General features: G+C 66.7%; 26 protein-coding genes. 8 read left to right on the plus strand and 18 right to left on the minus strand.

From position 1 onward, the window contains the following. Positions 1-429, minus strand: coding sequence for a hypothetical protein (locus ACFC4D_RS41110; RefSeq protein WP_375955092.1), 429 nt, complete (start codon positions 427-429; stop codon positions 1-3). A gap of 124 nt (positions 430-553) precedes the next feature. Between ACFC4D_RS41110 and ACFC4D_RS41115 the strand changes: the two genes are divergently transcribed. The 5 genes from ACFC4D_RS41115 to ACFC4D_RS41135 are packed head-to-tail and all read left to right on the plus strand — an operon-like array spanning position 554 to position 6,591. Continuing rightward, complete coding sequence (locus ACFC4D_RS41115; protein WP_375955094.1) at positions 554-1,129, plus strand: type II toxin-antitoxin system PemK/MazF family toxin; 576 nt, start codon at positions 554-556, stop codon at positions 1,127-1,129. A 55-nt stretch (positions 1,130-1,184) separates the two neighbouring features. Then, entirely contained in the window at positions 1,185-2,648 is a 1,464-nt protein-coding gene (locus tag ACFC4D_RS41120) for a serine/threonine-protein kinase (protein WP_376071668.1), read from the plus strand. Next, positions 2,635-3,870 (plus strand): hypothetical protein, encoded by a 1,236-nt coding sequence (locus ACFC4D_RS41125; protein WP_376071670.1) that lies wholly within the window; start codon positions 2,635-2,637, stop codon positions 3,868-3,870. Before ACFC4D_RS41120 ends, ACFC4D_RS41125 begins: the two co-directional genes overlap by 14 nt. 9 nt (positions 3,871-3,879) lie before the next feature. Next, positions 3,880-5,301: a serine/threonine-protein kinase gene (locus ACFC4D_RS41130; RefSeq protein WP_376071672.1), complete on the plus strand. Its 1,422-nt coding sequence runs from the start codon at positions 3,880-3,882 to the stop codon at positions 5,299-5,301. A 12-nt stretch (positions 5,302-5,313) separates the two neighbouring features. Next, a complete protein-coding gene (locus tag ACFC4D_RS41135; RefSeq protein WP_376071674.1) occupies positions 5,314-6,591 on the plus strand; it encodes a hypothetical protein in 1,278 nt (425 codons plus the stop codon). Between the two features lie 85 nt (positions 6,592-6,676). Here ACFC4D_RS41135 and ACFC4D_RS41140 read toward each other — a convergent pair whose 3' ends face one another. The 4 genes from ACFC4D_RS41140 to ACFC4D_RS41155 form a co-directional block, all read right to left on the minus strand. Continuing rightward, the gene (locus ACFC4D_RS41140) at positions 6,677-7,456 is read right to left on the minus strand and encodes an aquaporin (RefSeq protein WP_364629836.1); all 780 of its coding nucleotides are present in this window, start codon (positions 7,454-7,456) and stop codon (positions 6,677-6,679) included. A gap of 54 nt (positions 7,457-7,510) precedes the next feature. Continuing rightward, positions 7,511-8,353 carry a transglutaminase domain-containing protein gene (locus ACFC4D_RS41145; RefSeq protein ID WP_375955103.1) on the minus strand — a complete coding sequence of 281 codons (843 nt, stop codon included), beginning with the start codon at positions 8,351-8,353 and terminating at the stop codon, positions 7,511-7,513. Next, on the minus strand, positions 8,350-9,318 hold the full coding sequence (locus ACFC4D_RS41150; RefSeq protein ID WP_364629830.1) for an alpha-E domain-containing protein: 969 nt from the start codon (positions 9,316-9,318) through the stop codon (positions 8,350-8,352). Before ACFC4D_RS41150 ends, ACFC4D_RS41145 begins: the two co-directional genes overlap by 4 nt. A gap of 63 nt (positions 9,319-9,381) precedes the next feature. After that, on the minus strand, positions 9,382-11,016 hold the full coding sequence (locus tag ACFC4D_RS41155) for a circularly permuted type 2 ATP-grasp protein (protein ID WP_375955105.1): 1,635 nt from the start codon (positions 11,014-11,016) through the stop codon (positions 9,382-9,384). 207 nt (positions 11,017-11,223) lie between these two features. Between ACFC4D_RS41155 and rpsT the strand changes: the two genes are divergently transcribed. Then, positions 11,224-11,487: a 30S ribosomal protein S20 gene (gene rpsT / locus ACFC4D_RS41160; RefSeq protein WP_375955107.1), complete on the plus strand. Its 264-nt coding sequence runs from the start codon at positions 11,224-11,226 to the stop codon at positions 11,485-11,487. 189 nt (positions 11,488-11,676) lie between these two features. Continuing rightward, the gene (locus ACFC4D_RS41165) at positions 11,677-12,420 is read left to right on the plus strand and encodes an LGFP repeat-containing protein (protein ID WP_375955108.1); all 744 of its coding nucleotides are present in this window, start codon (positions 11,677-11,679) and stop codon (positions 12,418-12,420) included. Positions 12,421-12,533: 113 nt separating this feature from the next. Here the strand turns inward: ACFC4D_RS41165 and holA are convergent, their stop codons facing one another. The 9 genes from holA to sigI form a co-directional block, all read right to left on the minus strand. Beyond that, positions 12,534-13,508: a DNA polymerase III subunit delta gene (gene holA, locus ACFC4D_RS41170; protein WP_364629820.1), complete on the minus strand. Its 975-nt coding sequence runs from the start codon at positions 13,506-13,508 to the stop codon at positions 12,534-12,536. A gap of 42 nt (positions 13,509-13,550) precedes the next feature. After that, positions 13,551-14,684, minus strand: coding sequence for a ComEC/Rec2 family competence protein (locus ACFC4D_RS41175; protein ID WP_376071677.1), 1,134 nt, complete (start codon positions 14,682-14,684; stop codon positions 13,551-13,553). Positions 14,685-15,100: 416 nt separating this feature from the next. Next, complete coding sequence (locus ACFC4D_RS41180; RefSeq protein WP_376071680.1) at positions 15,101-16,447, minus strand: helix-hairpin-helix domain-containing protein; 1,347 nt, start codon at positions 16,445-16,447, stop codon at positions 15,101-15,103. A gap of 116 nt (positions 16,448-16,563) precedes the next feature. Beyond that, positions 16,564-17,403 (minus strand): DegV family protein, encoded by an 840-nt coding sequence (locus tag ACFC4D_RS41185; RefSeq protein ID WP_376071681.1) that lies wholly within the window; start codon positions 17,401-17,403, stop codon positions 16,564-16,566. 77 nt (positions 17,404-17,480) lie between these two features. Continuing rightward, positions 17,481-18,242, minus strand: a complete 762-nt coding sequence (octT, locus tag ACFC4D_RS41190) for a diglucosylglycerate octanoyltransferase (RefSeq protein WP_376071683.1) — start codon at positions 18,240-18,242, stop codon at positions 17,481-17,483. Then, complete coding sequence (locus tag ACFC4D_RS41195) at positions 18,232-18,891, minus strand: histidine phosphatase family protein (protein WP_375955117.1); 660 nt, start codon at positions 18,889-18,891, stop codon at positions 18,232-18,234. The genes octT and ACFC4D_RS41195 overlap by 11 nt, the downstream gene beginning before the upstream one ends. Then, on the minus strand, positions 18,891-19,304 hold the full coding sequence (rsfS, locus tag ACFC4D_RS41200) for a ribosome silencing factor (RefSeq protein ID WP_375955118.1): 414 nt from the start codon (positions 19,302-19,304) through the stop codon (positions 18,891-18,893). The genes ACFC4D_RS41195 and rsfS overlap by 1 nt, the downstream gene beginning before the upstream one ends. Then, complete coding sequence (gene nadD / locus ACFC4D_RS41205; RefSeq protein WP_375955120.1) at positions 19,301-19,945, minus strand: nicotinate-nucleotide adenylyltransferase; 645 nt, start codon at positions 19,943-19,945, stop codon at positions 19,301-19,303. Before nadD ends, rsfS begins: the two co-directional genes overlap by 4 nt. Positions 19,946-19,966: 21 nt before the next feature. Then, entirely contained in the window at positions 19,967-20,833 is an 867-nt protein-coding gene (gene sigI, locus ACFC4D_RS41210) for an RNA polymerase sigma factor SigI (RefSeq protein WP_376071686.1), read from the minus strand. A gap of 125 nt (positions 20,834-20,958) precedes the next feature. Between sigI and ACFC4D_RS41215 the strand changes: the two genes are divergently transcribed. Next, positions 20,959-21,828 carry a hypothetical protein gene (locus ACFC4D_RS41215; protein WP_376071689.1) on the plus strand — a complete coding sequence of 290 codons (870 nt, stop codon included), beginning with the start codon at positions 20,959-20,961 and terminating at the stop codon, positions 21,826-21,828. Between the two features lie 19 nt (positions 21,829-21,847). Here ACFC4D_RS41215 and ACFC4D_RS41220 read toward each other — a convergent pair whose 3' ends face one another. The 4 genes from ACFC4D_RS41220 to ACFC4D_RS41235 form a co-directional block, all read right to left on the minus strand. Further along, the gene (locus ACFC4D_RS41220; protein WP_376071691.1) at positions 21,848-22,318 is read right to left on the minus strand and encodes an Imm15 family immunity protein; all 471 of its coding nucleotides are present in this window, start codon (positions 22,316-22,318) and stop codon (positions 21,848-21,850) included. An 18-nt stretch (positions 22,319-22,336) separates the two neighbouring features. Next, positions 22,337-22,513: a hypothetical protein gene (locus tag ACFC4D_RS41225; RefSeq protein WP_376071694.1), complete on the minus strand. Its 177-nt coding sequence runs from the start codon at positions 22,511-22,513 to the stop codon at positions 22,337-22,339. Positions 22,514-22,613: 100 nt separating this feature from the next. Further along, positions 22,614-22,898: a DUF6959 family protein gene (locus tag ACFC4D_RS41230; protein WP_376071696.1), complete on the minus strand. Its 285-nt coding sequence runs from the start codon at positions 22,896-22,898 to the stop codon at positions 22,614-22,616. A gap of 169 nt (positions 22,899-23,067) precedes the next feature. Next, entirely contained in the window at positions 23,068-23,430 is a 363-nt protein-coding gene (locus ACFC4D_RS41235; RefSeq protein ID WP_376071699.1) for a hypothetical protein, read from the minus strand. Between the last annotated feature and the right edge of the window lie 267 nt (positions 23,431-23,697).

The raw sequence follows: 23,697 nt of genomic DNA on the forward strand, positions 1-23,697 counted from the left end.
CTACCCGGCGCTGCCGGTGAGCAGATCGGAGCTGCCGCTGCTCGGCAGCGTGGTGACATTGACGTCGGCCGCCCGGGAGGTGAGCACCGAACCGTCGGCGGCGCGCTGTTGGGCCACGATGTGGTGGGTCCCCAGCGTTTTCGGATACCAAGTGATTCCGACCCAGCACGAGCCAGGGCACGGCGCGGTCTCGTCGATGATGCGCTTGGGCGTCATCGGACTCCCCGAGATGACCGTGCCGTTGTCGAGGAACCACACCGGGCCCAGGTCATCGGTGAACGCGTCCAGCACGAAAGTGCCCGGAGTCTGGTAGCTCTCATGATTGATCGTGAGGTTGTTCACGGTCGCCGAGGCGTTCGGCGCGGCCAGCGCGAGTACTGACACGGTTGCGGCCACCACCCCACACAGGCTCGCGAATCGTTTGGTCATCACGCAATTCCCCTTATGTGAAACATGTCGTTTTCGAATCGTCGGACGGTACCGCGAAATCCCCGTACGCACAGGCGAATCCGGCCCGGATGAGAACCGGGCGCGACGCCACTATGCTCCCCGCATGGCTGGCAGGTGGAACGCGCTGGGGAAGCAGTTGGGGATCGTGGCTAAGGAGCAGGGTTCTCATCTGGTCAAGCAGCAGGGACCGAAGTTGATCGAGCGGGTGGCCGGGTCTTCGGTGTGGGGGCGGGCGGCGCGTGCGATCTCGCCGAAGCCCGCGCCGGTGAAGGTGCGGCCGACGTCGTCGGCGGGTGTGCCGTCGCGGGAGCGGGCGCGGCAGATCGTGTACAGCCCGCAGTTGGACGGGCGGGCCGATCCGGGCGAGATCGTGTGGACCTGGGTGCCTTACGAGGAAGACCCCAATAATGGGAAGGACCGGCCGGTGCTGGTGGTCGGGCGCGAGCGCGGCACGCTGCTGGGATTGATGCTGTCCTCCAATGAGGATCATGAGCATCACCCCAACTGGGTCGGTATCGGGCCGGGCGCGTGGGACCACGCGGGACGCTCCAGCTGGGTGCGCTTGGATCGGGTGCTCGATGTGCCGGAGGACGGTATCCGGCGCGAGGGTGCGATCGTGCCGCGCAAGATCTTCGACCGCGTCGCGCATCGCCTGTGCGCCGAATACCACTGGCATTAGCCGATATTTATCGCAGGGTATTGACGAGACCGGTCGGTAAACGGACACTCTGTCCGTGCGGGCGGGAGAAGTGTTCGCGGGCTTTCGGATCGAACGCAAGCTCGGCGCGGGCGGTATGGGTTCGGTGTACTTGGCGCGCCATCCGCGACTACCCCGCCAGATCGCGCTCAAAGTGCTTTCCGACACCAGCAGTTCGGATGACGAGTTCCGGGCGCGCTTCCTGCGCGAGGCCGAACTCGCCGCCCGGCTGGCGCATCCGAATGTGGTGGCGATCCTCGATCGCGGTGTGGAGGACGAATCCCTCTGGATCGCAATGCAGTTCGTCGAGGGCGCGGACGCCGCCGACCTGCTGCGCGAGTTCCCGGCGGGACTGCCGCCCGAACGCGCGGTGCACGTGGTCACCGAGGCGGCGAGCGGTCTGGACGCCGCGCATGCGGCGGGACTGCTGCATCGCGATGTCAAGCCCGCCAATATCCTCGTCTCCCCCGATCCGGACGGCCCGGATCGGGTGCTGGTCACCGATTTCGGAATCGCCCGCGCCATAGGCGAATCCACCGAGCTGACCGCCGCCGGTGAAGTGCTCGCGACCGTCGCGTACGCGGCCCCCGAACAGCTGCGCGGCGAAACCCTCGACCATCGCGTCGATGTCTACGCCCTCGGCGCGACACTGTATCAATTGCTCACCGGCGCCAAGCCTTTCCCGCACGAGACGGCCGTCGCGGTGATGCAGGCGCATCTGATGGAGCCGCCGCCGCGCCCCAGCGAAGTCGTGCCCGGTCTGCCCAAACAGTTCGATCGGGTGATCGCGCGGGCGATGGCGAAGGAACAGGATCAGCGCTATCGGAGCTGCGGTGCGCTCGCCGAGGCCGCGGGCGCGGCGCTGCGGGGTGAGGCGGTCGCGCCCGTCCCGCACCCGGCGGGATACCGCAAACGCCTGCTGTCGGGCGCGGTCGCCGCCGTCGCCCTGGTACTCGCCATCGCGGCCACCGCATTCGTGCTCGGCACCAACCATCCCGAGAAGTCCTCCCCCGCAACCATTTCCGCGGCCCCGATCACCGATGACAGCGGCCCGTGGGGCGTGGCCGGATTCGCCGTCGCGGCCTTCCCGAAGCTGCTGCCGCGCACTCCGACGACCAGCGGCTACGGCGGTCTGTGGTGCGAGACCAAGGATGAGCAGGGCGCGGCGGCGGCGCTGGATGTGCGGCGGCAGCAGATCTGGCTGGTGTGCAGCGGTGACGGCGATCCGGTGGACATGATCTGGGTGCACTGTCTATCGAGCCGCCTGTCCATGCCGGATATCGGATCGCCGATCGCCGTCGCCGGTAGCAAGCTGTGGACCCGCGACAGTGGCGCGGGGCGCATCGCCTGGGGCGACAGCAATGGCGGCGGCGTACCACAGGGCAATGTGCGCATCGCGTTCGACGATCCGGCCCGCAATTTCTGCGTCATCGACCTCTGGAGCATCACGGTGACCGGTCAGACTCTGCTCGACACCTGGTGGCCCGATGCTCCGCTCTAACCGCGCGGCGCTCGGCGCGCTCGCTTTCATCGTGGTCGCAATGCTGATCGCGGTGCTGCTGTGGGGCGCCCGCACGGTGCCCGGATCCGCGACCACCGCCGATATCGACCTGAGCACACTGGATTTCGGTGAATTCGGTGCGGAGACGCTCTCCGAACCGAGCAATTCCAAGGACAAATACGGTCGCCTCATCGAATCGGCGCGCATGGCCGAAGCGGTGACCGATCCGCGCGAGGTGGACCCGTCGCTGAGCCCGTCCTTCCCGCTGCCGCTGCCGCGCCCGGCCGACACGATGGGCATTCTGGCCGATGTCGCGGTGCCGATCCTGACCAAATACGGGATGCTGGCCGGGTATTCGGTGAACGGCTGCCCACCGAAGAATTGCCCGGCGAATGATCCGCCCTGGTCGGTGGGCATCACCGTGCTGCGGCTGCCCGACGCCACGGCGGCGCAGTCCGCGGCCGCCGAGATCGAGGCGGCGGATTTCGCGGTGAATCCCGAGAACGCACCGGTCACCCTGCCGGAATACCCTGCGGCGCGCGGACATTGGCGGCCCACGGTGCCGACGATCGGATTCGTGCTCGCGCACGGGACCTACGTGGTGGCGATTTTCGTGCGGTATCCGAACCCCGATCTGGGTGAGCTGACCAGGCTCGCGTCCAAGGCGATCGCCGTCGAACTGCCGCGCCTGGACCGATTCCAGCCCACCCCGGTGCCGGACCTGCCCAAACTGCGGTTCGATGCGGACGGCATGCTGCGGCGCATGGTGCCGACCACGCGTGGCGAATGGTCATACCCGTACATCACCAAGATTCAGGGGTCCAATATCGCGGGCAAGGGCAGCTACCTCGAACCGAGCGGAGTCGTTTACGGCCCCAATGGTTCCCGGCTGGCCCTGCCGGCGGCGAGCACGGCGGCGGGTATCGCCGAGGACGCCATCGAGAGCATCGCCCTGATCGATCGCGGCTGGCTGTTCCGGCTGCGCGACGCGACCGCCGCCCGCCGCCTGGCGAAAGAGGAGTCCGGGTACGGGCAGATGCAGACCCCCCTGGCGAATCCGCCCGTGCCGGACGCGAAATGTCTTCGGCACGAACAGATCGTGCCGGTCTACTACTGCGTCGTCCAGGACGGCCGCTACGTGGCGATCGTGAACGCGACCGATGAGAAATCGGTGCACCAGCGGGCCGCCGCGCAGTACGCGCTACTGGTGCGGAACCGGTAGGGGTCGCGGGTGCGCGCCTTGGAGCCGGGTGCGGTGGTGGCCGGGTATCGAATCGAACGGCGGATCGGCGCGGGCGGTATGGGCAGCGTGTACCTGGCCCGGCATCCGCGGCTGCCGCGCCAGGACGCGCTGAAGATCCTGTCGGACGGGGCCGATGCCGAATTCCGGGCCAGATTCCTGCGCGAGGCAGAACTGGCCGGGCGGCTGGATCATCCGAATATCGTGTCGATCTACGATTGCGGCGATGCGGGCGACATGCTCTGGATCGCCATGCAATTCGTCAACGGATGCGATGCCGCGCAGTTGGTGAGACAGCAGGGCGGGCTGCCCGCCGAACGCGCGGTGGCCATCATCACCGGAGCCGCCCGGGGCCTGGACGCCGCGCATCGCGCCGGACTGCTGCATCGGGACGTGAAACCCGCCAATATCCTCATCGAGCCGGGCACGGACGCGGATCGGGTGCTGGTCACCGATTTCGGAATCGCCCGCGCGATAACGGAATCCGTGGCGCTCACGGCGGTGGGCCGGGTGCTGGCCACGCTGGCCTTCGCCGCGCCCGAGCAGATCGGCGGCGGGCGACTCGACGAGCGCACCGATGTGTACGCGCTGGGCGGGACGCTGCACCAATTGCTCACGGGGACCGTGCCTTTCCCGCGCGAGACGGCCGCCGCGGTCATGCACGCGCATTTGACGGCGCCGCGTCCCGCGCCGAGCACCGTCGTCCCGGGTATTCCCAAGGCACTGGATTCCGTTGTCGCGCGCGCCATGTCGTACGAACCGGAGGACCGCTACCGCAGTTGCGGTGAATTGGCCGAGGCGGCGGTGGCGGCGCTGCACGGGCACGCGTCCGCACCGCCCCGGCGCCGCCGCCCGCGCCTGCTCATCGCGATCGCGGCGACAGTGGCTGTGATCGCCGCCGCGACGATCGTGACGATCACCCGCATGACCGGTTCCGGCGGCCCGGCCCCCGGCCCCACCACGAGCGCCGGATCACCCTGGCACGCTTTCGGTTTCATGGTCGACGCCTTCCCCGCGCTGCTTCCGGCCACACCCGCCGCGCGCGGCTATCAGGGCTTGCGGTGCACCGCCTCCGATGACAGGGATAGGGCGGTTCCGCTCGACGATGTACTGGATCAACCCGTCCTGGTCTGTTCGACCGGCAGCGTATCGCTGTGGCTGACCTGCGCCGCCGATCGCTCGGCCATGCGCGGCCTGGAGCCGACCGGCAATCCGCAGGACGGCGAGTCCTGGTCGCGCGCCTCGGGCACCGGTCAGGCGCAGTGGAAGACCTTCGACAGTGACGGAAGCCCGAAGGGACAGCTGGACATCCGTTTCGACGGCGCCGCACGCAATTTCTGCACAATGCGATTCACCGGGGCGAAATCCGGTCGTGAACTCTACGACCAATGGTGGCCGGACGCCCCGATCTAGCGAGGACCAGGTGTGACGAACGACGAATTCCGGCGGCGCGCGCGGCGGCGCGCGATGGCCTGTGCGGCGAGTCTGACCGTGCTGGCCGGAGTGCTCGGCGGTTGCGGTGGCGAGGTCGTGCCCGGCAATGCCCGGCAGAGCACCCCGAACCTGGCCGCGCTCGATATGGGCGAACTATCCGCACAACCGATTGCCGTGCCCGCCAATGACAATGACACGTACGGGCGTGTCATGGAATCCGCGCGACTGGCGGAGGTGGTGGTCAAGCCCGCTGATTTCGACAAGGATCTGAGCTACGGCGGCTCGGCGCTGTTGCCAACGCCCGGGCGCACCGCGGTGCTCGCGCCGGAGATAGCGCTACAGCCGATCGCCCAGTACGGCATGATCGCCGGCTACGCGGTCAACGGGACCGACAGCCCCGCGACCCCGCCCGCGGTCGGCGATTCCAAGATCCTGCGCATGACCGTGCTGAGCTTCCGCGCGGATCCGATCGCCCGGCTCGTCGCGGGCCGGATCGCGGCGGCGGATATGGCCCGCAATCCGGACACCATCCGGATCGCCATCCCGGGATTCGATGACGCCTACGGCATTTCACGCAAGCGATCGCCCGTACTGGTGACCGCGCTGGCGCACAAATCCTTCGTGGTCGTGGTGTACGCGGCCGATCGGGTGGTGGACGCGGCGGCATTGAGCGCACGCGCGAGCGCGGCCCTGGCCGCGGAGCTCCCGCTGCTGGACGGATTCGTGCCGACCGCACCGGACAAGCTGTCCGCCATGCCTTTCGACGGCGACGATATGTTGCGCCGCCTACTGCATCCCGACGCCACCGCATGGCCGTATCCGGCCGCGAATCAGGCGGGCACCCCGGCGGACACGAACTGGTTCGGGTTCGCCCACGGCACCGGTGTGGTCTACGGTCCGCGCGGTATCACGCACCTGTTCGGCCAGGGTGGCGCGGCCGAGAAATTCGAACCCGATCCGATCGAGCGCGCGGCCTTCATCGGCGATTGGTGGCTGATGCGCCTATCGGATCTGGCGCACACGCGCAGCATGCACGACCGCGTCGTCGCGGCCGCCACCGCGAACGGCGACACCCCGGTCGCGACCCCCGCGGGCGTCCCCGACGCAGCCTGCTTCCGAGGCAAGGACGTCCCCGACAACGCCCGCGAAACCCGCTACCGCTGCTTCCTGATGGACGGGCGCTACTGGGCCGTCGTCAGCGGCCAGGACGAGAAAACCGCCCGCCAGCGCGCCGCCGCCCAATACGCCCTCCTCGTGAACACCCGCTGACGCATCTCCTCGCGAGGCACCCGCCCCTTCTACGCACCGTGCCCCCGTTCCACAGGAACGGGGGCACGGGAATCGCGAAGAGGTGTCAGCTCACCATATTCCGCGAGCGGCCGAACATGAGGCCGTAGACCAGGGAACCGAGCACGCCGCCGATGAGCGGGAAGACGATGAACACCCACAGCTGGGCAGGTGCACCGTCCTGGAAGAACGCGACCGCGAGGCTGCGCGCCGGATTCACCGAGGTGTTGTCCACGGGGATCGAGATCAGGTGGATGACGGCCAGCGTGATGCCGATAGACAACCCGGCCAGCGGCACATCCGAGAGCTGATCGGTGGAGGCCAGCACCACGAACACCAGCAGCGCGGTGAGAATCACCTCGACGGTGATGGCAGCGGCCAGACCGTAGCCGTTGGTGGTGATCCCGGCCAGTTCGACCTTGGACGGGCTGTGCGCGCCCCAGCCGTTGGCGGCCAGTCCATCCTTGGCCCGGTCATAGGACGGCAGGTTCTTGGCGATCGCGTAGATCACCGCGCCCGAGAGCAATCCGCCCACGAATTGCGCGACCATGTACGCCAGCGCCACCCCGGCCGACACCCGGCCCAGCAGTAGCTGCCCCACCGTCACGGCCGGATTCACATGGCAGCCCGAGACCGGTCCGATGGCGTACACCAGGAACAGCAGCGTGAATCCGAAGGCCAGGGCGATACCGAGCGCACCGACGCGCTCCCCGGCCAGCACCGCGGTGCCCACGCCGCCGAGCACCAGTACGAAGGTGCCGAAGCCCTCCGCGAAGAGTTTCCGGCTCAGCGAGATCGGTTCCATCTCGCCCAGTTCTTCGACGACTTCCTGCGCTGTGGGAGACATCAGCCACCTTCCCGGATCGACCCGCCCTGATGGGAGAGCACCTGTGTTCTGACCTCACGCGAGTCGAGTGACCTCCACTTCCACTTCCAGATCAGTCGACCCACTTCCGCTGAAGATACCTTTGAGTGGGGGCACATCCGCGTAATCACGGCCTACTCCGACGGATACGTGTTGTTCGGTGACGGGAATGTTGTTGGTGGGGTCGTAGCCCCACCATTGCCCGGTCCAGGCTTCCACCCAGGCGTGCATCTGCCCGGCTACCGTGCGCCCCACTTCGGCGGTGGGGTCCGGATGCAGGTAGCCCGAGACGTAGCGACTGGGAATTCCCATGGCGCGCAACAGCAGCAGGGTCAGGTGCGCGTAATCCTGGCAAACCCCTTGTCTTTCCGCGAACGCCTCGACCGCAGAGGTGTGCACCGAGGTGGTTCCGGCCAGGTAGTTCATTTCCCGGTGCACCCATTCCGCCCCGCGCACAACGGCTTTGGCGGGCGGCACGCCGCGTGCGAGCTGGCGGGCGACCGGGGCGAGGCGGCGTTCGCGCGGCACATAGGCGGTGGGGGTGAGCAATTCGTCGAAGCGGTCGGCGATATCCCCGGCGCGCAGTTCCTCCCAGGAGAGTTCCTCGGCGGGTCCGGCGAAGGGTTCGGTCTCGACCACCGAGGAGCTGGTGACCTCCAATTCGGTGTGCGGGGCGTGCAGGTCGAACGCGGTCACCGCGGTGCCCCAGTAGTCGACGTAGCGGAAGGACCGGGTGGAGGGCACCGTTTCGACCCGGTTGAGGATGACGTTCTGCCTGCTGTCGGCGCGCGGGGTCAGGCGCGCCTCGTTGAACGAACGCGATACCGGCGCGTCGTAGACATATCCGGTGGTGTGCACCACCCGCATGCGCCAGCTCATACCGCTTCCTCGATCCGGCTGCCGTTGCGGCCGTGCAGTCCGGTCCAGGACACCCAGGACTCGGCGTGAAAATATTGCAGCGCCACCGCTTCTCCCACTTCGTGGCAGGTTTCCTGCAACCAGATCAGGCGGCTGGGGAGGTCTTCGAGCAGGACGGTCGCGGGGAGGAATTCCAATTCGCTGCGCGCCCGGCCCAATAGTCGATGCGCTTCCTGTCGCGCGGCGAAACGACTGTTGGGCCGCTGATCCAGTTCCTGCAGACAGGTTTCGGCCACCCGCAGGGTATGGAAGACCGAACGCGGGAAAAGCCGGTCCAGCAGGATGAATTGGGCGATCTGATTGGCGTCCAGCACGCCGCGATGGGTGCGCAGATAGGGGTCGTGGGCTCCGGCCGAGCGCAATACCGTCACCCACGCGGGTGAGGAGGTGCGATCACCCGCACGTGAAAGCAACAGCCGCACAGTCATATCCACGCGTTCGATGGAACGGCCCAAGAGCAGGAAGCGATAGCCGTCGTCCCTGCTCAATGTGGAATCGGAGAGTCCGGCGAACATGGCGGCGCGATCGGTGATGTAGTGGCAGAACTCGTGCGGGCCGAGCGCCCGCGCGGCGCGCTCGGCCGCGGCCAGCCCGTTGTAGGTGGAGTTGAGGCATTCCCACATTTCGGTGGATGCGACTTCCCTTGCCCCCCGGGCGTTCTCGCGGGCCCTGCTGATCGAGTCGACAATGGAACCGCCGTGGTCCCGGCCGAAGGCGACGCGTTCGGTCACCGACCAGACGTCGAGTTCCTCTTCGGGCGGTTCGATGCTCAAGACCCGCAACAGAACTCGCGACGTTCGATCCGGGTCCACCGTGGCATCCTCGAGCAATTGATGCACCGCGACGTCGAGTATTCGCGCCGTGTACTCGGCGCGTTCGATGTACCGGCCGATCCAGAAGAGGGATTCGGCATTGCGCGCCAACATAATTCAACCGCCTAACGCTGTAATTCCACCCATCAGCAGCGCCGTTGCTATTGCTGTTGTTTGCTATTGCTGTTGTTGATTCGCCCGTGCGGGCGAGGGTTCTCGCGCCTGATCGCGATCCCCCGGAATGAGCTGTTCGCTCACCAATTGATCCCCGGACAATTCCCGTTCCGCCCCCGAGGTTCTCGCGGCCAGCACCCAGGTGTCCTTACTCCCGCCGCCCTGACTGGAGTTCACCACCAGCGAGTCCTCCGGCAGCGCCACGCGGGTCAATCCGCCCGGCAACACCCAGATGTCCTCACCGTCATTGACCGCGAACGGCCGCAGATCCACATGCCGCGGGGCCAGCTTCGGCCCGATTTTGCTTGGCACCGTGGACAATTGCACCACGGGCTGGCCGATCCAGCCGCGCGGATCCGCACGCACCTTGCGGCGTATCGCCTCCAATTCCTTAGGGGTGGCGTCCGGTCCGATGACGATGCCGTAGCCGCCGGAGCCCTCCACCGGTTTCACCACCAATTCCGCGACCCGATCGAGCACCTCGTCGCGCTCCTCGGGTTCCCAGCAGCGGTACGAATCCACATTGGGCAGAATCGGTTTCTCGCCCAGGTAGTACTCGATGAACGCGGGCACATAGGTGTAGATGAGCTTGTCATCGCCGACGCCGTTGCCGACCGCATTGGCCAGCACCACCGTGCCCGCGCGGGCGGCGTTCAGGATTCCGGCTACGCCGAGCATGGAGTCGGGGCGAAACTGCATGGGGTCCAGGTAGATATCGTCGATGCGGCGGTAGATGACGTCCACCTGCCGCTCCCCCGCCGTGGTGCGCATATAGACGACGCCGTCGCGGCAGAACAGGTCACGGCCCTCGACCAATTCCACACCCATCTGCCGTGCCAGCAGCGAATGTTCGAAGTACGCGGAGTTGAAGACGCCGGGGGTGAGCACCACCACGGTCGGATCGGCCTCATTGGCCGCGGCGGCACAGCGCAGCGCGCGCAGCAGATTGCTCGGATAGTCGCCGACCGCGCGCACCCGATGCGAGGCGAACAGATCGGGGAACACGCGCGCCATGGTGCGGCGGTTCTCCATCACATACGACACACCGGACGGTGAGCGCAGATTGTCCTCGAGCACCCGGAAATCGCCGTGCTCATCACGGATCAGATCGATGCCCGCGACGTGAATCCGCACACCATTGGGCGGGATGAGCCCGGCGGCCTCGCGATGGAAGTGCGCGCACGAGGTGACCAGCCGCATCGGGATGACCCGATCACGCAGGATGGTCTGCTCGCCGTAGACATCGGCGAGGAAGGCCTCGAGGGCCCGCACTCGCTGTTTGATGCCGCGCTCGAGTTTGGTCCACTCGGTGGCGGCTATCACCCGGGGAACCAGGTCCAGTGGAAACGGCCGCTCCTGGCCCGATAGCGAGAAGGTGATGCCCTGATCCACGAAGGCCCGGGCCAGCGCCTCGGCGCGTGCCGCGAGGTCGGACGCGTCGATGGTGGCCAGCGCCGCGAAGATGCCCCGATAGGGCGCGCGGGGCCGGCCGGAGGGGTCGAACATCTCGTCATAAGCCTTCGAATAACGCCCGGGGCGGTATCCCTCGAAGACTCCTGTGTGCGCACCGTTGAACTCGGCGCGGCCGTTCGTTATGGGAGCGGCCGCGGCCGCTCGTGCGGCTGCGGCGGGGGTCATGCAAAAATAGTCCATCACGCAGGAGCAACACGCAGTTGGACCGGGATAAATTTCTCGTATCGGGGGTATTTCGGGCAGGGTCGATTTCATACCCCGGACGTTGCCTGGTAACCTCGACCGTCGGTGCTGCGCTACAGGCTGCGTAGTGCGCCCGAAGACTTTGCTTCCCGCATAAACCACCAAACGAAGGAACACGAGGAAACAAGCGTGGCCAACATCAAGTCCCAGATGAAGCGGATCCGTACCAATGAGCTTGCGCGTCAGCGCAACCAGTCGGTGAAGTCCGCGCTGCGTACCTCGATCCGCAAGTTCCGCGAGGCCGCTGCGGCGGGCGAGAAGGACAAGGCGAGCGAGCTGCTGCAGTCCGCGAGCAAGAGCCTCGACAAGGCCGCCTCGAAGGGTGTCATCCACACCAACCAGGCCGCCAACAAGAAGTCGGCGCTGTCGCTGGCTTTCAACAAGCTCGGCTGATCACCCCGGTATACGTACCGGCATCATGCTTCGAACAACCACCGTGGCCACGATGACCACGGTGGTTTTGTCGTTTCACGAACCTGGGAACTTGCCGAGTCGCGCGGTTCCCTGCAAGATGGCTGCGGTTGGCCGCAGGGGCCGCCGGAACGTCGGGGGACGTACATACCAGCTGCATTGGGAGATCTCTTGACATCGCTGAGTCCGAAGAATTCGTCCTGGACCAGGGCGGTGGTGGCCGCGGGTGCGGTCGCGGCCGTGCTGGCGACCGGAGTGGGCACCGCTGCCGCCCGGCCGATCGGACCGTTCGATGTGGGCGGGGCGATCGAGGTCGAATACGACGGGGCGGGCGGGCCCGGATTCTTCGGTGATCCGACCGGACCCGAAACCGATGCCGCCGCCGGCGGTAAGAAGCAGGAATTCGCGAACAACGTCTCCATCTACTGGACGCCCGCGACCGACGCGCATGCCATCGGCGGCGCGATCCGGGACAAGTGGCGCGGGGTGGGCGCGGAGTCCGGTGCGCTGAAGTACCCGACCACCGATGAGGGCGCGACCGGTAAGCCGGGGCGGTTCCAGCATTTCCAGGGCGGGTCGATCTACTGGTCGATCGGTTCGGGCACGCATGTGATCAGCGGCGCGATCCGCGATAAGTACGCCGCGGCCGGATGGGAGAACAGCCCGCTGGGCTTCCCCATCTCCGATGAGGCCAAGACCAATAAGGGCGACGGCCGCTATCAGCTCTTCGAGGGTGGCGCGATCTACACCTCACAGAAGGGCGGCACCCGCACCATCTGGGGCGCGATCCGCGACGACTGGGTGCGCAACGGTTCGGAGAACGGCCGCTACGGCTACCCGACCAGCGATGAGTACAACTACAAGGACGGTAAGGCCCAGCAGTTCGAGGGCGGCCAAATCACCTGGGAGCCGTGAGCCGTTCGCGGCAGCAGCGATGAATTCGGCTCGGCGGAGGTGATTCCCGCCGGGCCGTTCGCATCCGCCGGTGGATTCGGCTCGGCGAGAGTGCTTCCCGCCGAGCCGTTCGTTCAGGAGGCGGATTCTCGGAGGTCGAGGATCCGCGCGAGGGCGTGTTCCAGGGCGTAATTGGTATCGGCCGCACCGCCTTTTACGTCGGCGTTGAGCCCGGCGACGACCTTGAGGGCCTGGCCGATAGTGACTCCGGTCCAGCCGCGCGCCTGGCCCTGCGCCTTCTTCACCTTCCAGGGCGGCATGCCGAGATCGCCCGCGAGCTTGAACGGGTCACCGCGGCCCGCCGAACCGACGCGGGCGATGGTGTGCACCGAATCCGCGAGCGCGTCCGCGAGCAGCACCGCCGGAACACCGCGGTCGGTGGCCCAGCGCAATGCCTCCATGGCAGCGGCGCGATCACCCGCCACAGCGAGGTCGGCCACATCGAATCCGGTGACCTCGGCCCTGCCGGAGTAATAGCGGTGCACGGCGGCGACATCGACCTTGCCGCCGGTATCGGCGACCAATTGTGAAGTGGCAGCGGCCAATTCGCGCAGATCGTTGCCGACCGCCTCGATAATGGCCTGCACCACATCCGCCGAGGCGCGCACGTTCGCGGCGCGAAACTCATTGCGCACGAACTCGATCCGCTCACCGGCCTTGGCGACCTTGGCGGCCTGATGCACCACCGCGCCCATCTTCTGCAATGCCGGTGCGAGCGCCTTGGCGCGCCCGCCGCCCGAATGCAGAATCACCAGCACCACGCCGTCGGGCGGTGAGGACGCGGCATCGGTGACGACCGCGACGGCATCCTTCCCCGCCTCGGCCGCCGCCTCCAGCACGATCACCCGATCCTCGGCGAACAGCGAAGGGCTCAGCAGCTCGGCCAACTCGGCGGTACTCGCATCCCCCGCCCGCAGCCGGTCCACCGGCATGGAATCCGGCTCCGACGTAGCAGCCCGCGCCTGCGCGGTGATCCCCGACACCGCCCGCTCGATCAACAATTCTTCATCACCGAGCACGAGATGCAGGGGCGCTGGTCGTTGGCTCACCCCGCGATCCTACGAGCCCACCCCGACAACCCCGCACCCCGGCTATGAGGGTGTGTCCGGGCGGGGTGCACGTGGCCGGAGCCCGGCGACGACCAGTGCGCACACCACGGCCGCGACCACACCGGAACGAATACCGGTGGGCAGCGTGACCGAAGCGCCCAGGGCCGCGAACCGCTCGGCGACGGTGAGCAGCCACCATAGCGGCGGGGCCGTGCAGTACAGCACGAGCTCCGCGAGCGGTGTCCAACAGCAGGACAGCATCGCCCCGATCGCGCCCACGATGGTGATCGGCGCGATCACCGGCTCCACCAGCACATTCACCACGATCGCCACCAAACTGAGGTGCCCGGTCAGCGCGACGACCACCGGGGTGGTGACCACGAACGCCGCGGCCGCCACCGCGAACGCGTCAGCCGGAATGCGCCACCACCGGTGTGCGCGAAGCCAATCCGACCATCCGGGCGCGAGCACGATGAGCCCCGCCGTCGCCAGCACCGATAACGCGAACCCGGCATCCATCGCCAACCGCGGCGACCAGGCCAGGAGGACGATGATCGCCGTGCACAACGCGGGCAGCGCCTGCTTCTTCCGACCCGTACACAGCGCGAGCAAGGCCACCGCACCCATGACCGCGGCCCGCAGCACACTCGGCGAGGGCCGCGCCAGAATCACGAACATCACCAGTGCGATCCCCGCCGCCACCGCCCCCACCCGCGGATCGACGGTCAACGCGCGCATCGAAACCAGCACGGCCGCAAGCAAGATCGTGATATTCGCCCCGCTGACAGCGGTCAAATGGGCGAGATCCGTCTCACGGAAGCTCTCCCGCACCCGCTCCGGAAGCCGCGACGTATCCCCGATCACCAACCCCGGCAACAGTCCCGCCGCATCCCCGGGCAACGCCCGCTGCGCCGCGGTCCCGAAATCCTCCCGCATCCGTCCCGCCGCCCGCTGCCACCAGGGCGGCCGCCCCACCGCCACCGGCGCACCCTCGGCCCGCAACATCGCCACGGTCAAATCCGACCGCAAGGCGTTGGCCACCCGCGCCCGAAACACCACCCGCTGCCCGGGCAACAAACCCCGCCACCCCGCCTCCGGCGCCAACACCACCACCGCTCCCCCGGCGTACACCACCTCCCCACCCGCCCGAAACTCCACCAAATCCCCCCGCAACATCACCTTCCTCCCCCCAAACTTCTTCTCCACCAAAGCCTTCGGATCATCAGCCACAATCAAGGTGATCTCAACCCGCTCCCCCTTCCCCACCGCCCGCAACGGATGCCCGGCAACCCGCCACTCATGCCAAGCCCCCGCCCCCGCAAACCCGGCCCCCACCGAAAACGCCGCCAACATCACCCACCCCACGCCCTGTCGCCACCCACCCGACCGAATCATCAACCCCCACACCCCAACCCCGAGCAACAGACACCCCACCGCAGTGCACACTCCGACCCGCCACCCACCGACGAGAGCCACAATCGTTGCGCCCCAACAACAGAACGCCGCCGGAACCAATCGAGCATCCAGCTCGTCGGGCAGTTCCCCCGCATCGCCGCCGACCTCGATACCGCGGTCACGATCCTCACCGACGGTCATACGGTCACCACCGGGCGGAGGCGGTTGAGGCGGGCGGGGCCGATGCCCTCTATTTCGGCGAGTTGGTCTATCGAGGTGAAGCGGCCGTGCTGGGTGCGCCAGGTGAGGATGGCGCGGGCGGTGACGGGGCCTACGCCGGGGAGGGTGTCGAGTTGGGCTTCGGTCGCGGTGTTGAGGTTGACCTTTTGCGGTGGACCGGTGGTGCGGGTTGCGCCGGGGGATGTGGATGCGGGCGAAGGGGTTCCGGTGCCGTTGACTACTTTGCTGCCGACCTGTTGGGTGCCCGGGCGGGGGCCTGTGCGGCCGACGATGAGTTGATCGCCGTCGCAGAGGTGCTGGGCCAGGTTGAGTCCGGACAGGTCGGCTTCGGGCCGCGGGGTGGCCGCTTTGAGAGCGTCTGCGATGCGGGCTCCGGGCGGAAAGCGGCGCAGGCCGCCGTGCTCGACGAGGCCGATAATGCTCACCACCACTTCGCCGGTATTGGCAGGGTGGCCGTTCACCTCGGGGTCTGAATTCGGTTCAGCGGCGGGCGCTTGCGCTGCGAGCCCGCCACCCGGTGGGTTCGATCCGCCGACAGGAGCTGGCGCGGCCAATGCACCGCCCTGCGGATTCGATCCGGCCGGAAGCTGCGCGGCTGAACCACTGCCCGGCGGATTCACTCGTGCGGGCGCGGTAGTTCTGGGCACGGCGGGTTTGGGAGCGCCGGCCCGACCCGTCGTGGACGCGCCACCACCGGCATCCGAATCAGCGATGGCGCTCTCGCCCGCGACGGTGATCGGTGGAACCGCCTGCGCCACCGGCCTTTCCCGGAAGGTGAGAAGCGCCGCCAGTACTACGACCGCCACCGCGACGGCGGTCAGAACGACCGCGCCTCGCGGGCCCGGGTCCCAGCGGGTGCCTCGGAACCGCTCCGGGACCAGGCGTTCATGCCAGAGCGAGACCGGACCGCAGGGTTCGGACAGCCATGCGGGAGTTGATGATCCGCCCGAGCCACCACGCATTCGGCCCGTCGGGTCCGGCTCGTCGCGATCTGCGACATCAATGGCGGACATGTACAGGTCCGGCGGGTCTCCGCGCCCTGCGGCTCGAGCGTCGCGGGTTTCGCGCCGACCTGCGGAGTCCTGCGGGATCTCGGCGGGATCGGTGTCCCAGCCGTCCGACTCGCAGCTTCTGACCGTGCGGGCCGGAGTCAGGGAATCGTCGTTCCAGCGCGGTCGATGGGGCGGGGTGGGTGCGAATGGTGCTGGGGCGGCAGGTGGTTCGGGGTGCTGGGTGGGTGGTTGGGGGTGGGTGAGGCCGCCGAGGCGGCGGCTGACCTCGCTGCGTTCGTCGGTTTTCGGCATGGGAGCGACGGTATGGGTCGCGCCGGATCAGGCAGTGGGAGCGACCTGGGGTTTCGGTCGGCCTGTGGATGGATTTCCGGTTGTGGACAACCGGATTCCGCTCGGGTTAGCGCTGGTCAGCCGCAGCCGCCCGGCACGACGAGCGCGCCGACCGCGCCCATGCCGAGATGTACTCCGAGAGTTGGCCCGAACTCGGCGACGATGAGTTCGCGGATACCGGGGATCAGATCGCGGAGTTGACCGGCGACGGTGTTCGCCGCTTCCTCCGCGCCGAGGTGCTGCACCGCAACGGTGGCGCCGTCGTCTCCGGCCGCGTCCACCGCCGCCGCGACGAGTTTGGCGAAGGCTTTGGACCGGGTGCGGGCCTTCTCGCGCAATTCCAGCCGTCCGTCGACGATCTGCAGGATCGGCTTGGTAACCAGCTCGGTGCCGAAGAACGCTGCCGCCGTGCTCAATCGGCCGCCGCGGCGCAATTGCTCGGTGCGGTTGACCACGATGAACGCCCGTCCGCGACTGGCGGCCGAGACGGCCGCGTCGTAGACGATATCGAGCGGCGCACCGGTGCGCGCCCGGCGAGCCGCGGCAAGCACGGGCAGGCCCGTGCCCAGCCCGGCGCTGAGCGAATCGACCAGTCGCACCTTGTCGGAGTCCATATCGCGCACGGCCTGCCGCCCGGCCTCCCAGGTGCCGGACAGCTGCCGCGAAATATGCACGGCGACAACGCCATCCCCGCCACTGAGTTCCAGCGCCTGTTCGTACACCGCTTTCAGATCACCCGGTGACGCCCCGGAGGTGGTCACCGTGGACGAGCTGTAGTCGATATCGCACTCGTCCACACCTTCCCGGATTTCCCGATCGTCGACGAGGATGTGCAGCGGCACCGCGAGCACGCCGAGTTCCCTGGCGAGTTCAGCGGGCAGGCTGGCCGACGAATCGGTGACCACCACCACGGGCATCGGCTAGCGATCCCCCTCGCGCGCAATGCCTTTCACGCGATCCGAGCCGAGCGAGCTCGGTCTGCCGTACGAGCCCGTCATGCAGTCCGAACCTCGCGGGATGTCGCCTCGGAGAGCGCCTTGACCATGGCCTGTGCCACCGCGACGTGCCCTTCCCAGCCCCAGTGGATACCGTCCGGATTGGCCTCACCGTGGAAGACGTTCTCGCGCACGGCTTCTCCGAGGTCCACCAGCGGAATCGAATGGGTGTCAGCCCATTTCGTGACCGCCTTGACCATGGGTTCGCGTCCACTGTGATGCCGGGCGTACGCATCGCACTGATGCACCGAGGGCAGCACCGCCACCATGGGAAGCTCGGGCCGCAACCCCGCCAGCGCGTTTCGCGACTGCTCGAGATAGTCGACGCTCACCGACGGCGGTAGCGCCACCGGCCAGCCGAGCGGGGAAAGCTTGGGCTGCACCCAGTTGTACGCGGTGCGCACCTGCCGCCGCGCGAAAGACGGTCGCACATAACGGATCAGCTCGCGCAACGCGGTCGGCAACGGCGACGGCAGCGAATCCATGCCGCCGGTCGCGAATACCACCGCTCCCGCGCGCGGCACGGTCGCCCACACCCGCGGATCGCCGATCAGCGCCCAGTAGGCGTCCCGGCAGGTCCACCCGATGCGCGCCACCAACTCCACATCCCAGCCCAGTTCGGCCGCAACGAGATTCGGCCAGATGCGCGGATGGTCCGCCGCCAGCCCGCCTTTGGGCCCGAAGTAGGACAGCGAGTCGGCGATGACCAGCAGCACCGGCCGTTCGCCGGAGGCTTGCTGTTCGGGGGTGTCAGAGGACATCGGGAGCTACCTTCGCCAGCGCGTTCCATACATCGAGACGCCAGCCGGGCCGGTCGAGACTCGGACCGTGGCTGGTCAACTGCACCCAGCTGGTGTTGGCGAGCCCGCCCAGGGCCGGCCAGTTCACCGGCGGGAGGTCGAGGATCGCCGCGGTCAGCGCCGCGATCAATCCGCCGTGCGCAACCAGGATGATGGTACGGCCGGGCCAGTCGGGGCGCTCGGTGAACAGTTCGTGCACCACGGGCAGTGCGCGAGCGCCCACTTGGAGTTTGGATTCACCACCGGGCGGGGTGAAGGTGGCGTCCATCCGCCATTCCTTGCGCGCTCCGGGTGCGAGGGCGTCGACCTCGTGATGGGTCAACCCCTCCCACTGTCCGAGATCGGTTTCGCGCAGCCGGATATCGGTGGTCACCGGCAGTCCGGCGTGTTCACCGACGCACAGCGCGGTGTCGTGCGCGCGCCGCAAGTCCGAGGAGATGATGGCCAGGACATCGCTGGACGCCATATCCGGTGCGCAGTCCTTGGCCTGGCGACGGCCGACATCACTGAGTTCGGTGTCGATCTGGCCCTGCATGCGATCGGTGGCGTTCCATTCGGTTTGCCCGTGCCGCAACAGGATCAAACGGCGGACGCCGGCAAGCTTGCTCACTACTCGGCTCCGGCCTCGTCGTCTCCGGCCTCGGCGGCCTTCGCGCGCTGATCTTCCAGACCTGCGACCGGCACCTGCGGGCAGTCCTTCCAGAGCCGTTCGAGGCCGTAGAAGTCGCGCTCGTCATTGTGCTGGATGTGGATGACGATCTCGACGTAGTCGAGCAGCGCCCAGCGGCCCTCGCGGGTGCCCTCGCGGCGCACCGGCTTGTATCCGGCCTCGCGCAGCTTGTCCTCGACATTGTCGACGATCGCGTTGACCTGGCGCTCATTGGGCGCGGACGCGATCACGAAGCAGTCGGTGATCACCAGCTGCTCGGACACGTCCAGAATCACGACGTCCGATGCCAGTTTCTCGTCGGCCGCCAATGCGGCCACCGTTGCCATCTTCACCGCTTCGACGGATGCGCTCACCCTGTTGCTACCTTCCCGTTGCTGTCCGGCACATACAGGTGCCGCTTAGATATGTATTGCACGACCCCGTCGGGGACGAGGTACCACACCGGCCGGCCTTCACTGGCCCGCCTTCTGCATTCGCTGGACGAGATCGCCAACGCCGGGATCTCGATCATGGTGACGGCGTCGGCGGGGTAGTTGCGGAGATGGTCGGCCAGATGGTCGATGTTCAATTCGTACCCCGGACGACTCACTCCGACGAATTTCGCCAGTTCGAACAGTTCGGCCCAATCCTGCCAGGTGAGGATGCTGGCCAGCGCGTCGGCACCGGTGATGAAGTAGAGATCCGCTTCGGGATACTGTTCGCGCAGCTCACGCAGGGTGTCGACGGTGTACGTCTTCTTCCCGCGGTCGATATCGGTGCGGCTGACCGAGAAGCTGGGATTGCTCGCGGTGGCGATGACGGTCATCAGATAGCGGTCTTCCGCCGAGCTGACGTACTTGTCGGCCTTCTGCCAGGGCTGCCCGGTCGGGACGAAAACCACTTCGTCCAGCGCGAACCGATTAGCCACCTCACTCGCCGCGACCAAGTGCCCGTGGTGGATGGGGTCGAAGGTGCCGCCCATCACCCCTAGCTTGCGGCGCCCGTTCGTATGCACAAAACCCGAGCTTACCGGGGGCTATCCGGAACCGGGCGCAGCGGCGGCTCGCCCGGGGTCGACAGTGGTGTCGATGCGCCGGATCAGGCCGTCGGCCAGCGTCAGCTTCAGTGCCGCGAACAGGCGTTGCTCGCGGAAGGCGAGCAGTACCGGGTTGGCGGCGGGGTATGAGACCAGGGTGGTGTGCGCGCCGTAGAACCGGATCAGGTTGTCGGCCACATTGTTCGGACCCTGCGTGATGACGGGCGCAAGTCCGGACTCGGCGGTGAAGGCGACCCGCCCCCACGCCTGCGGGTGCAGGACGTCGAGCAGTTCGGTGAGGTCGCCGCCCGCGCAGGCGGCGATGAAGCGTTCGGTGACACGCCGATGCTCGTTCTTCTCGATGAAATTCAGCCCCGCCTCGGCGGCGATCTTGAGCCGGGCCCGCCGCGCCAATTGCCGGCAGGTACCGGCCGGCTTGCCGAGGGTTTCGGCGATGTCCTCGAACCGCATACCGAAGACATCGTGCAGTACGAAGGCCACCCGCTCGGCCGGGCTCAACCGTTGCAGCAGGAGCAGTAGCGCCAATTGCACTTCGTCATCGAGGGTTACGCGGTCCGCGGGTGAGGCGGGATCGGCGAACGCCGCCAGCGCCACCGCCGGATCGCCCGGGAATTCATGGCGCACCCGGGCACTGCGCAGCACATCGAGACAGAGCCGGCTGGTCACCACCGTCAGCCAGGCCCGTGGATCCTCGATGCTGCCCGGCGCGGCGAGCGCGAACCGCATGAACGCTTCCTGCACAGCGTCTTCGGCCTCATCCACCGTCCCCAGCATGCGATACGCCAGATCGACCAGATAGGCGCGATCGGCCCGCCAAGTGTTGATGAGTGCGTCAGACACGGTCACATCTCCAGGACGAGACAGCCCCTCGAATAGTTACCGATGCCGCCGGTAACTTCCCGGGCCCGTGCCCCGTCCTTGCCTGTAGTGGGATTTCACCAGCGAACTCCCGTAGCTCGAACGGAACCATCATGGGCCACAACACTCTTCGCCGCCGACTACGCGTCTTCCTCACAGCGGCAGCCCTCACAGCCTGGGTCCTGGCCACCAACGCCATCCCCGACCCGGCCTCCGCCGCCGACCCCATCGATTCCTACCTCGGCGTCTGGAACTACACCCACCCCGACCGCGCCACCGGAACGAATATCGCAAGCCTGGACATCCCCGTCCCCGTCCAATTCCCCCAAATCGGCACGGTCACCTTCGCCCGCGAGCCCGGCGGTGTCACCGGCACCAGCGACCAAGGCTGCACCTGGCATTTCATCCCCGCCCCCGACGGTTTCGCCCTCCGAGACACCACCCAATCCTGCTTCAACAAGGTAATCGGCTCCGCCTACACCATGACCGTCTGGAACATCCGATTCCAAGGCGACCACGCCTCCGAAACCATCCACGCCATCAGCCACCAACCAATAGGCGACATAGGCTTCACCCTCCCCCGAGGCGACCGCCAACGCGCAGGCACCACCTCCCGCCAGGAAACCCTCCAATCCCTAACCGGCACTTGGACCTACACCCCCGCAAACGTCCTAACCGGCGTAAACACCCTGAACTGGTTCACCGCCCCCACACCCCAAACCGGCACAATCCACATCACCCCGGCCCCTGCCAACCAAATCCACCTGACAACCCTCGAAAACGGCTGCACCTGGACCCTGTCAGCAGATGGCAACACCGCCGAACTCTCCCCACCCACCCAAACCTGCCAAACCCCCAAAGGCCAACTAACCATGACCTTCTGGTCCATCAGCGCCAACGGCACCACCCAATACTCCATAGCCGCAGGCCAATCCCCCGACGGCACCCAATTCCAGCTAGCCACCGGCGAACTCATCCGTTAGCGATCAGCGCCGATCCTGATCAGGCTATCCACTCATCCGGAACATCAGCCCGCACCGGACAGACATAGACGCGGTTCACCGAAAACCGCTCACCGCCCGACATTTTCCAGTTTTCGTACAGTCGATACTCCTCCACATTCGGAACAGCCGCCTTCACGAACGCGGCGCACTCCGATTCCGCCGGTGCCATCCGGAAATGCCTCATCGGCTCGGACAACTTATTGCCGATCCAAATGTTGGGCGCCAGCAGGGATTTCGTCCCGTCGTTGCGGGTCCATCCGCGCTCATCCACATCCCACCAGCCAGTTACGGAGACCATCCGCAGATAACGACCACCCTCGTCCGCTTCGCCATCGCCCTCCCCGAGCAGCTTCTCGATCGCAAGTCCGATCAGCAAGCGATTCTGCTCGACAATCGGCAGCTGACTCATATATTCGATCTCGGCCAAGCGATACCAGAGGGGCTCTTCATCGAACGTCGATATGAACATGAGTCGAAACTCCGTAAATCACTTCCACACAACGATTTTCGACATATCGCCGACCAGCTCAGCTCCGGCACCGGAGCAGCTGAGTTCGGCGACGTGCGGAGCGTCGAGGGATTCGCAAGGTCTGCCGTAGCGAAGTATCTCGTCGACCACCAAGGCGACAGCGAGATTCGAGCCGTCATGAGACTGCCCGATCATTACCTGATCCCCAACTCGCACTACGCCTTCCAAGCACCGCACAATCAGAACCGCTGCAAGCGAATTCGATTCAACGACCTGTTCTACAGTCAGAACGGATCTATTCTGCATGATCGGACCGGAAATAGGGCAGCTTGACGCCTGCGAGGAGCATCATTTCCTCGTAGGAGCTGAGCATCTGCTCTACCTTCCGGAGTGCTTCTCCGAGCGCGAACCTACCGTCATCGACGTTGCCGACATCGAGTTCGGATCGCGCTTCCGAGAGGTCGTCCAGGACGGTGGTCAGGGTATCGCCTTGGATCAGAAGGCCGGGGAATTTCCTTCCTTCCCACTTGACCAGGGAGTAGTCGCCCTGGGTTTCCATAATTTCAGCGCTGTAGCTCATCACGCCCCTCGTGGCAGCTGCCTTCGGTGGCGGCTTGCTCGATGGCGGCCGCGCACCGGGTGTGGGTTCGCGGGCGGTTCGGGTTGTGGCCACCAGATTCCGAGGGTCAGGATAAGGGCGCACATTGCCAGTTGGGCAATCACTGCGGTCACGAAGGCGATCCAGTTCGTCAATGGGATCGCCGCCCGCCGTCGAAGGCGTTCAAACGAGGCAAAATCAGTTCGGGTGATCCGACGATCAGATCGCATGCTCGGCGGATCGGTTCGGGAGGGCCGATGTGGTCGAGGGTTGGGGTGAGGACGGCGTGGGCGTCCAGGTGGCGTACGACGATCAGCAGGCGCTGCACCGGTTCCCGGATTTCGAGAGTGATTCGGAGGGTTTTGACGAGGTCGTAGCCGTGCTGACTCGCGAGCTCCAAGAGTTCCAATTCGTCTCGCTCCCAAGCGGTTCCGCTCAGGTCGAGACGTAGGTAGCCGACCGCCTTGGGCAATGAGGATTTGAGAGGCCGTGGGGCCATGTACGGACGAGTCATCCTGAACCTCCCTGAGCCGATGTGAATGAACTCAGCTTGGGCCGCGGAGGAGGCAGGGGCGACGGCTGAATTTGCCTCGGTGTGCGCAGTATCTGCCGTTGACAAAATGGGAATGTGGTGAGCGCGACACGGTGGGTATTCGCTGGTCTTACAGTCGCTTTCATCATCGGTCGTGTCCCGGAGGGCTCGAATGGCCAGTGGTGGCGCTGAATCAGCGATATGGGGGTCTGCACGGTTTCGTCAGCTACTGGCAGACGGACAGGTCGG

This window comes from Nocardia sp. NPDC056000 (genome assembly GCF_042269265.1).
GTDB lineage: Bacteria > Actinomycetota > Actinomycetes > Mycobacteriales > Mycobacteriaceae > Nocardia.